Below are 6,294 nucleotides of genomic sequence, written 5' to 3'. Positions count from 1 at the left end.
GTGCGATAAGGCTATTCAATAAATTCCCTCATGTACGTAAAAAGCTATGGGGCAATAGCTTTTGGGCCAGAGGTTATTTTGTAGATACAGTAGGTGTTAATGAAGAAATCATTAGACGATATGTGCGCCATCAAGATAAACAAGATCAGGAACATGAGGCTCAATTGTCGTTGCAGATGATGTAGTTTTTGGAATAGCCCCTTCCAGGGGCAAGTCAAAGCCGCCTTCTAAGAAGGCGGATTCTTTACTGGGGCGGTTGGCAACAACAAGGCAAATAGCGCTTTGATAGGGAGTTTAACGTACTGAGTTAGGCCTCTGTAGGCTAGTCGTTTGAACTTATTGAATAAAGGCGAGGCAAAAAATGGGCAAAAAAAACCGTACTTCTTATAACGGAAAGTACGGACTTGAGCCAGAGGACTCATTTTTACCCTGAGTAACGCTGCTAATTTAACAGGGTGTCAAAAAATTGGCAAGTGACATTATTATGGCGCTTTGTTTTTTTGGTTTGCAGCATGGCATATTGGTAAGTTAACTAAATCAGATGATTAACAGTGTTGGGCAATCAAATATGAAAAAAAGCCCCCGAAAGATGAACTCAAGTGGTAAAGCTTCTGTCAAACAACTGTAATCAATAACAACAAGAATGCTTGTAGGTGGTCATATGAGAGTTTTTCCTGTCTACGCACCTAAGCTTATCGTTAAGCACGCGCGTATTTTTCTCACTGGTGTTATTTGGGTTAAAGACTTAGGACGATTGGAATTTGAGAAGGGGCGGTTTTTACTGCCAAGAAAAAGCCTGCCAAAAGTGAAGCAGGCTATTTTAGAATTGAACGAACTGATCGAAGCGCAGCATCATCAAACAAATGCTGTTTAGATTTCGCTGTTTAACAAGCCAACAAGGCCAGTCACTTTTTCGTTCCAAGAAGTGAGTTCTTCTTGTAGTTGCTGGTTTTGCGCATTCAATTGTTGATTGTGCTCACTCAGCGTAGACGCTTTTTGCTTCTCTTCTTCAAGCTCCATTTTTAGAAGCTCGATCGTTTCGAGTGCAGCCTGGATTTTGGTTTCCAGTTTGGACAGTAATTCAAGGCTCATCTGGAGAGTCCTATGGTTTCTGGATGGGACTGTGATTCTAGCAGTGCCTAGAACTTAAGGAATAGCGATTCTTGTCGTTTGGTTAAAAAATACCCTATTACTGGGTTCTAAATTAAGTTTTTTTGCATTTGTTATTAACTCGTTAGTATTCTTGGTTTTATTTTTTATCGGAATGGTCCATGTCGCCTAGTCTGCTCGCCATACTCCCGTTACTGTTGACCTTAACCTTAGCCCTGTTTTTACGCCGCACGCTGGTGGCGTTAGGCGTTGGTATTGTCTCTGGCGCCCTATTGATCGCCCAATTTGACCCGTTGCAAACTGGGCGGTATTTGCTTGATATCGGTGTTAAACAATTTTATGCCCAAGGCGCGTGGCAAGCGTGGCACCTCAATGTGCTATTGGCCATGTTGCTGCTAGGTAGTATGACGCAATTGTTAGCACGTGGCGGCGCCGTGGGTCAGTTTGGCGATTGGCTATATAGCCGTATCCGCACTGAGCGTCAGGCGCGTCTGGGAGTGGTTTTCCTCGGTTGGTTAGTGTTCATCGATGGGATTTTCAGTTGCCTTGCCGTCGGTCATGTTTGTCAGCCATTAAGCCAGCGTTATGGCATTCGCCATGAGCAGCTCGCTTATTTGGTTGATTCCAATGCTTCGCCTTTATGCGCGCTATTGCCTTTCTCCAGTTGGGGCCCCTATGTGATGGCGCTTATCGCGGGGATCAGCTTTTTGCCCGTGTCGCCGCTGGAAGCCTTCATCGATGTGGCCTTATTTAACTTTTACGCCATAGTGACCTTAGGTTTGTCCGTGCTTGTCGCTTGGTATGGCGTGGGTTTTCGCTCTTTTGTCGCCGCGACTGTGGTGGAATCTTCTAGTACAGTCGAGGCCAAGGGCAATCCTTGGCTGCTCGCGATTCCTATGCTGACTCTATTATTGGCTTCAGTGGGACTAACTTTGTGGTCGGGGGCTCAGCAGGTCTCTTCTTGGGATGTGTCGCTCTGGCTGGCTAAGGCCGATATTGGCGCCTCTATGCGCGATGCTTGTTTGTTGGCGACCTTGGTCACTCTGATTATGTTGGGCTTGTCTGGGCGACGCTTAACGGCGTTAGTGGGGGATTTGAGCCACGGTGTGCGCATGATCGCCTTCGCCATTGCAATTTTGCTCTGCACTTGGATGATTGGCGCTGTTATCCAAGATCTTGGCGTGGCGAAATTGCTGGCCGCTTGGGCTAAATCTTATCTTTCTCCGCACTTGCTGGTGGCGGGCATGTTTTTACTCTGCGCGATAATGGCTTTTGCGACTGGCTCGAGTTGGGGCACATTTGCGATTATGATCCCGATTGGCGCCGAGATTGCCCATAACTTAGATCCTCATCTGTTGTTATCGGTATTAAGCGCTGTGATGGCGGGGTCAGTTTTTGGCGATCACTGCTCGCCCATTTCAGATACCAGCGTGCTCAGTGCGACCAGTTCAGGTTGCGCTCCCCATGACCATGTGGTGACTCAGTTGCCCTTTGCGTTAATCGCGGCGTGTTCGGCCTTGGTAGGATTCCAATTAGTGAATTTAGAAGTGGCGGCGCCGTTAGTGTGGTTGGCCGTGGTGAGCTGTGGTCTCGGTTTATTTGCCTTGATGGCGCGCTTCTATTCGCCTTGGCCTAAGTTAGTACCGCAGACATAACGCCTGTTTATCGTTAAAATGGCCTATTCGGTTTGAGCTGAACCCTTTATTTCAATGTACTGATTTAAGAGATGATCAATATGAGCATTACCCGTTTAGACGTTGGCACCCGCATGAGCAGCATAGTCATTCATCAAGGTACTGTGTATCTGTGTGGCCAAGTGGCGAAGGATAAGTATCAAAATATCACTGAGCAAACCGTCACTATGCTTGAAGAAGTCGATACCTTGTTGGCGCAGGCGGGGAGTTCGCGTGAGCATATATTGTCAGCGACTATCTATCTGAAAGACATGGGTGATTACGATGCGATGAATGCCGTATGGGATGCTTGGGTGCCTAAAGGCCATGCGCCAGCCCGCGCTTGCGTGCAAGCTGTTATTGCTGAACCGGAATATTTGGTTGAAGTGTCTGTGATTGCGGCGGTCGCGGTTTAAGCGCTAAGCTATTTTTCGCCCTGTTTAGAATCTTGTCACCGAGTGTCATGACTCGGTGAAGCTTTTCTGCAATACACCTCGCTAACTAAACCTGCATTGTTCATCACGTTCATTCTCTATCTAGCTAAATCTTTCAGCTTTCACCTAATAAGTATTCCATTAAATGTGCAGGCGCAAGCGGTGGATGATCCACATATTGGATTGAGAGTGCCGCGGCGATCGTATCAATATCCTGTTGCGCTAAGCCCTTTTCGATAATGGCAAACGCCCAAGGAGCCTCGGTTTTGAGCTTTAGGTAATAAGGTGTGGCGACAAATTGTGCGAGTGAGTAAGCCGCGCCACCTAAACCATGCCCCCAACCCTCGCTGACCTGAAAGGGTCTATCAAGATGCGCCGTATCAAACTCAATCAGTTGGGGATATTGGCCATTATGCCCACCGGTCCAGTGACCGATTTCAACCGCTAACATCATCTTTGCCATGTGTTGTCCTCGCTAACCTTGTTTAGTGGCAATCTGCATCCTGCCAAATTCAGCATTCACATCGACAGGCGTGATAGCGACGATATGGTCGAGCCTAAGAGATTGTTTATTTTGTTGCTGCTGGATAACAAGCCACTCGGTTTTGTCGGCTCTGGTTTGCGTGGTGATGGCTTGACCTTGGCACTGCGTGCCATCAATCAACTCAATCTTGAGCTGATAACCGCGCAGGCAGGCAAGTTCGAGGTAATCGTAGTGCTCACAGGGGATCATCTTATAGTCAGACATAGGTTTATCTCATCGGGAGTTCGACCCTATTGTGGCAAAAATACTTGCCATTGGCATTATGTGTGACCCAATGCGGATTGTTTTATCTTGTATCTAAGACAGTGTAAAAGGCAGAGCCAAGCATGTTAGCGAGTTTTTTATTGCTTAGACCTTTAGATATGCGCGCCCCTCTTGACTTTATTCCTGTCGCTCCCTAGTCTGCTTGTTCAGTAATCAAGGTGGTATGCGATGGAAATAACTTACAATTTAAAACCTGCGTCCGAGCGCCGTACTGAGCAATTCAAGCCCGAGGGGAATGTGGGCTTTGGTAGCCTCAGAACCGATCATATGTTTTTGATGGATTATCATGACGGACAATGGTGCGATCCGCGCATCGTTCCTTATGGTCCATTTGAAATGGCACCGGGTGCAATGGCGTTGCATTATGGCCAGTCGATCTTCGAAGGCGCGAAAGCCTTTATGCACGAAGATGGCGAGATTTATACTTTCCGCATTAATAAGAATGCCGAGCGGATGAATCGCTCCGCCGATATCGTCTGTATTCCTAATATCGATGAACAAGTGCAGATGGATGCGATCAATGCGTTGATCGATGTCGATCGCCTGTGGTTCCCGATGCAAGAAGGTGCGTGTCTGTATATTCGCCCCTTTATTTTTGCGACCGAAGACCGTCTCTCTGTTAGCCCAAGCACGCGTTATACCTTCTGTGTGGTATTAAGCCCAAGTGGTGCTTATTACGCAGCGGGCGTGAACAAAGGCATACGCTTACTGATCAGCAAAACTTTCCATCGCGCGGTATCGGGCGGCACTGGCGCCTCAAAAGCGGCGGGTAACTATGCGGCGTCGTTGCGTGCGGGTAAAGCCGCGGCAGCCTTTGGTGCATCGCAAGTGTTATATCTCGACTCGACCAATCAACAGATTGAAGAAGCGGGTGCGATGAACCATTTCCACATCTTAAAAGATGGCACTGTGATTATTCCCACCTTCACAGATACTATTTTGAAGTCGATCACCTCGCAATCCATTATGGAATTGGGAGATATGCTCGGTTGTGAAGTGCGCCAAGAGACTGTCATGCTTGATAAATTTATCGCTGATATTGAATCAGGTGAAATTATCGAGGCGGGTGGTTTTGGGACGGCGGCCGTGGTTTCTGCTGTGGGCTCCTATATTTTTGAAGATGGCCATGTTGTCACTGTCGGTAATGGTGAAGTGGGCGAGCATGTTCAGCGCATCTATAAACTGTATACCGAAATCCAAAAGGGCCATATTAAAGGTCCTGAAGGTTGGGTTAAGCGTGTTGAACGTTTAGCAAAGTAAGGAATTTGTGGTGATGTTTAAAGGCTCCTAGGAGCCTTTTTTATTGGCTGTTTTTGTCGATAATGCCTCAAATCAAAGTGGCTGTGGCTTAGATTGATTTTTGAGTAGGGTTAAACAATCTTCGGCATTTAAAGGTTTACTCAGTAAAAAACCTTGTACTTGATCGCAACCTTGCATCGCCAAGAAGTTAAGCTGTTCTTGGGTCTCTACGCCTTCGGCGACGACATTCAGTTCTAAGCTGTGAGCGAGGGCAATAATGGCGCTGGTGATGGCGGCATCGTCGGGATCGTTGGTGATGTCTCTGACAAATTCTCGATCGATTTTGAGTGTGTCTATCGGGAAGCGTTTGAGATAGCTTAGGCTCGAATAACCCGTACCAAAATCATCCACGGCTATGGTCAATCCTAGGGCCTTGAGTTTAGATAGGATGCTGACCGATTCCTGCGGATTGCCCATGATCATTGATTCAGTAAGCTCAAGCTCAAGAGATTGAGCTGGGAGACCTGATACGGCTAAAGCGACTTCGATGGTGGAGATAATGTCCGCCTTCAGTTGGCGAGCCGATAGGTTGACGGCAATAGTGATCCCGTTAAATCCTAAGCTATTCCATTCGGCTAATTGCTGGCAAGCATGATTGATCACCCAATGGCCAATTTGGGTGATGATGCCGGTTTCTTCCGCGAGTGGAATAAATTCCACAGGTGAAATAGGACCAAGTTCAGTGTGATACCAACGTAAAAGTGCTTCCAGTCCTGTGAGTGAACCCCCCTGTGTCAGGATTGTTGTCACCCCTTAAAATCATCCAATAATTAAATAAAGGGGGCGGTCAATGAGAGCTCAATGGAACGATATTCACCTGAACGTAAAGACGCTGTCTTAAAGAAATTATTACCTCCCCACAATATGACGGTCACGGAAGTGGCTCGCAGTGAGGGGATCTCCTACCAAACCCTGTATCATTGGCGAGATAAAGCCAAAAAAGAGGGTCGCCCTGTGCCAGGTAAAACAT

8 protein-coding genes and 2 pseudogenes are annotated in these 6,294 nt (G+C 47.2%); 6 read left to right on the top strand and 4 right to left on the bottom strand.

From position 1 onward, the window contains the following. Positions 1–185: pseudogene (tnpA, locus tag L5M18_RS22530) on the top strand (IS200/IS605-like element ISSod23 family transposase); the annotation flags it as partial. A gap of 476 nt (positions 186–661) precedes the next feature. Next, complete coding sequence (locus L5M18_RS22525; RefSeq protein ID WP_006083486.1) at positions 662–874, top strand: DUF1107 domain-containing protein; 213 nt, start codon at positions 662–664, stop codon at positions 872–874. Here L5M18_RS22525 and L5M18_RS22520 read toward each other — a convergent pair. Continuing rightward, complete coding sequence (locus L5M18_RS22520; RefSeq protein WP_006083484.1) at positions 871–1,092, bottom strand: cell division protein ZapB; 222 nt, start codon at positions 1,090–1,092, stop codon at positions 871–873. The two genes, L5M18_RS22525 and L5M18_RS22520, sit on opposite strands and share 4 nt — an antisense overlap. Before the next feature lie 179 nt (positions 1,093–1,271). Between L5M18_RS22520 and L5M18_RS22515 the strand changes: the two genes are divergently transcribed. After that, positions 1,272–2,765 carry a Na+/H+ antiporter NhaC family protein gene (locus L5M18_RS22515; protein ID WP_263198668.1) on the top strand — a complete coding sequence of 498 codons (1,494 nt, stop codon included), beginning with the start codon at positions 1,272–1,274 and terminating at the stop codon, positions 2,763–2,765. Between the two features lie 80 nt (positions 2,766–2,845). After that, positions 2,846–3,199 (top strand): RidA family protein, encoded by a 354-nt coding sequence (locus L5M18_RS22510; protein WP_263198667.1) that lies wholly within the window; start codon positions 2,846–2,848, stop codon positions 3,197–3,199. 133 nt (positions 3,200–3,332) lie between these two features. On the opposite strand, the gene L5M18_RS22505 is transcribed toward L5M18_RS22510, so the two are convergent. After that, positions 3,333–3,680: a hypothetical protein gene (locus tag L5M18_RS22505; protein WP_011848091.1), complete on the bottom strand. Its 348-nt coding sequence runs from the start codon at positions 3,678–3,680 to the stop codon at positions 3,333–3,335. Between the two features lie 12 nt (positions 3,681–3,692). Beyond that, the gene (locus L5M18_RS22500) at positions 3,693–3,965 is read right to left on the bottom strand and encodes a Rho-binding antiterminator (RefSeq protein ID WP_071940624.1); all 273 of its coding nucleotides are present in this window, start codon (positions 3,963–3,965) and stop codon (positions 3,693–3,695) included. Positions 3,966–4,193: 228 nt separating this feature from the next. On the opposite strand from L5M18_RS22500, the gene L5M18_RS22495 reads away from it, so the two are divergent. Then, positions 4,194–5,285 (top strand): branched-chain amino acid aminotransferase, encoded by a 1,092-nt coding sequence (locus L5M18_RS22495; protein WP_263198666.1) that lies wholly within the window; start codon positions 4,194–4,196, stop codon positions 5,283–5,285. A gap of 72 nt (positions 5,286–5,357) precedes the next feature. On the opposite strand, the pseudogene L5M18_RS22490 reads toward L5M18_RS22495, so the two are convergent. Next, positions 5,358–6,050, bottom strand: a pseudogene (locus L5M18_RS22490) (putative bifunctional diguanylate cyclase/phosphodiesterase); the annotation flags it as partial. Positions 6,051–6,125: 75 nt separating this feature from the next. On the opposite strand from L5M18_RS22490, the gene L5M18_RS22485 reads away from it, so the two are divergent. Beyond that, the coding region (locus tag L5M18_RS22485) for a transposase (RefSeq protein WP_263195311.1) at positions 6,126–6,294 on the top strand (169 nt) is incomplete at its 3' end.

Source organism: Shewanella sp. SM20 (genome assembly GCF_025654545.1).
GTDB classification, from domain to species: Bacteria; Pseudomonadota; Gammaproteobacteria; order Enterobacterales; family Shewanellaceae; genus Shewanella; species Shewanella oncorhynchi.
This window is presented reverse-complemented; position numbering and strand designations above follow the sequence as displayed.